Origin of the sequence: Streptomyces cahuitamycinicus, assembly GCF_002891435.1 — a bacterium.
GTDB lineage: Bacteria > Actinomycetota > Actinomycetes > Streptomycetales > Streptomycetaceae > Streptomyces > Streptomyces cahuitamycinicus.
Genome location: NZ_POUC01000691.1, coordinates 1 through 2745, shown reverse-complemented (window position 1 = coordinate 2745; position 2745 = coordinate 1). Strand labels below are relative to the sequence as shown.

The following is a 2745-nucleotide window of genomic DNA, read 5'->3' as shown; positions in this document are numbered from 1 at the left end:
GCCCGGCACGCCGTCCACGCCGCCCGCGACGACTCCGACCCCCACCGACACGGTGGACCACCTGGAGGACGCCGGAACCGCGAAGCTCACCGCCATGGCCGGCGACGCGTTCGGCAAGCGGATCAGCACCCGCGCCGAGACGGAGGCCGGCAAGGCCGTCGCCAAGGTCAGGGTCCGCTTCACGATCGTCGGCGACACGGACACCACCTTCACCGGCGGTGAAAGCGTGGCCACTGTCGCCACCAACAGCTCCGGCGTGGCCGTGGCGCCCGCCCTGCAGGCGGGGGAGAAGACCGGCGCCGTCACCGTCCGCGCCACCGTGGTGGGCCGTACCGTCCCGGGCCTCGACTACAAGGCCACCGTCACCGAGCGCGCCGCGGACGCCCTCGCCCGAACCGGTGACGCCGCACTGACCTGCGCCCCCGGCGGCGAGTTCGCCGACCAGGTCGAGGTGAAGGCCACGTACCAGGGCGCCGTCGCCGACGGCGTCGCGGCCACCGCCACGCTGATCACGTCGGCGGACGACGCGACCGCCAACGACAAGGGCCCCTACTTCAAGGACGCCGACGACAAGACCGTCCGCACGCTCACGGGGGTGAAGACGGACGCGAAGGGCCTGCTGAAGCTGCCGAAGCTGTACGCGGACGACACGACCGGCACGTTCCTGCTCCGCATCACCACGGCCGGCGGAGCGACGCTCACCGTCGAACTGACCGTGGCGGCGGCCGAGACGTCCTCGCCGAGCCCGTCGGCCAGTCCGAGCGCATAGCTCTCAGGTACGACACGCGACGCCCCTTCTCACAAGGAGGGGCGTCGTTGTGTGTGCAACGTGTTCTCATCTCCGCCGCGCGTTGCTACGGTGCCGAGAAACCTGACGGAGTATCAGTTCTCTTCGTCGCCACCCGTGGGGAGGCTCCGTATGCGCGCTCTCATCGCCGCCGCCACCGGTCTCGCCGTCGCGTTCGCCGTGGTCCTGACGCTGACCGCCCTCGGCACCCCATCGGGCGGGACGTCCCCGAAGCCGCTGCTGACGACCGTGCCCGCACACCCCTGACCGCCCGCCCGGGAGGGAGGCCGAGATGCGCCGCAAGGCCGGCCTGGTCCTGCTCGCCCTCGCCGTGTTCTTCGCGGCCCTGTCCCCGCTGCTGCGCTGGTACGCCTTCCCGCGCCTCGCCAAGGTCCCCGCGAACCAGTACCAGGACATGGTCCTGGAGGCGAAGGACGCAACCCTCCTCGACTACGGCACCATGCGGGCGAAGAAGGTCTCCAAGGTCACCATCGTCCAGACCCTCAAGGGCAACGTGGAGGCCTCCGAGCGGATCGAGGAGTCGGCCGGGCGGGACGTCGTCGTCTGGGACGGCCTGTCCTACGTCGTCGGGCCCGACGGCAAGATGGTCTCCAGGATCCCCGAGCGCTACATCTTCGACGCCCACACCCAGGAACCCGTCCACGCCACCGGCGAAATGGTCGACGGCGACCCGGTGCGCCGCACGGGCATCGAGTTCAAATGGCCCTTCCTGACGGAGAAACGGGCCTACGAGTACTTCGACGCCCAGGCCCGCGTCACCGCGCCCATCACCTACGAGGGCACACAGGACTTCCGCGGCCTGGAGGTCTACTACTTCGAGCAGACCATCCCCTGGACCAAGGTGAAGATCCCGAAGACCCTGCCCGTCGAGGGCCTCACCCCCGAGGCGGTGGCACGAACCGGCACGACCCGCTGGTACACCACGGTCCGCAAGTTCTGGGTCGAACCCCTCACCGGCGCGCCCGTGTACGGAGAGGAGATCCACCGGGAGGAACTGCGCGGCGGCGCTCTCCTCGGCGACCGCGACAAGGTGACGGCGTTCGCCGGCCACGTGAAGATGCGCGAGGACTACATCACCCACACCGTCGACCTGGTGGAGTCCCAGCGCCTGCTCATCCTGCTGATGACGTCCTACCTGCCCTGGGGCTTCCTGACCCTCGGCGTTCTCCTGCTGGCCCTCGCGCTGTACCTGGAGGCACGCGGCCGCCGCTCCGGCCCGGCACCCACGGCGGCCGAGGAACCGTCGCCGGTCAGCGCCTGAGCCGTGCGTTGGTGTGCCGGGTCGGCTCGGCGCCCGCCGGGTCCTCGGGCCATGGATGCTTCGGATACCGCCCCCGCAGCTCCGCCCGCACGCCCCGGTAGCCGTCCCGCCAGAACGAGGCTAGATCGGCGGTGACGGCGGCCGGGCGCCCGGCCGGAGACAGCAGATGCACGAGCAGCGGCACCCCGGCGACCCGGGGCGACTCCTGCAGCCCGAACATCTCCTGCAACTTCACCGCCAGCACGGGCTGCTCGGGCCGCGAGTAGTCGATCCGGATCCTCGAACCGCTCGGCACGCTCATCCGCTCCGGGGCCAGCTCGTCGAGCCGCCCCGCCTCTCCGGAGGCCCAGGGCAGCAGCCGGGCGAGCGCCTGCCCGGCGTCGATCCGGGCCAGATCGGCCCGCCGCCGCGCCCGGCCGAGCTCCGGCTCCAGCCACTCATCCACGCGCGCGTGCAGCGCGTCATCGGACACGTCGGGCCAGGGCGCACCGACATGGAGCCGCAGGAACGCCAGCCGTTGCCGCAGGGCATCGGCCTCCGCCGACCACCGCAACAGCCCGAACCCCTCCCGCCGCAGCCCGTCGAGCAATGCCTCGCGCACGAGCCCGGAACCGGCGTCCTTCAGCGTCCGCACGGCCAGCTCCACGGCCCCCAGCCGCTCCACCCTCCGCGCCAC

The 2745-nt window shown here is 71.7% G+C and carries 3 protein-coding genes and 1 pseudogene; 3 read left to right on the top strand and 1 reads right to left on the bottom strand.

The features are described from left to right. The 3 genes and pseudogenes from C1J00_RS41690 to pgfA form a co-directional block, all read left to right on the top strand. Window positions 1-769: pseudogene (locus tag C1J00_RS41690) on the top strand (lytic transglycosylase); the annotation flags it as partial. Between the two features lie 150 nt (window positions 770-919). Next, entirely contained in the window at window positions 920-1054 is a 135-nt protein-coding gene (locus C1J00_RS44530; RefSeq protein ID WP_107308296.1) for an SPW_0924 family protein, read from the top strand. A 25-nt stretch (window positions 1055-1079) separates the two neighbouring features. After that, on the top strand, window positions 1080-2069 hold the full coding sequence (gene pgfA / locus C1J00_RS41685) for a cell envelope lipid trafficking protein PgfA (protein WP_102914015.1): 990 nt from the start codon (window positions 1080-1082) through the stop codon (window positions 2067-2069). On the opposite strand, the gene C1J00_RS41680 is transcribed toward pgfA, so the two are convergent. Beyond that, window positions 2059-2745, bottom strand: a 687-nt coding sequence (locus C1J00_RS41680) for an ATP-dependent helicase C-terminal domain-containing protein (RefSeq protein ID WP_281262801.1), incomplete at its 5' end; no start/stop codon positions are given. The genes pgfA and C1J00_RS41680 overlap by 11 nt on opposite strands.

What these genes read in the sequence shown, in the direction of transcription:
- pgfA (WP_102914015.1), top strand. Translation starts at nt 1,080, where the DNA reads ATGCGCCGCAAGGCCGGCCTGGTCCTGCTCGCCCTCGCCGTGTTCTTC.
- C1J00_RS44530 (WP_107308296.1), top strand. Translation starts at nt 920, where the DNA reads ATGCGCGCTCTCATCGCCGCCGCCACCGGTCTCGCCGTCGCGTTCGCC.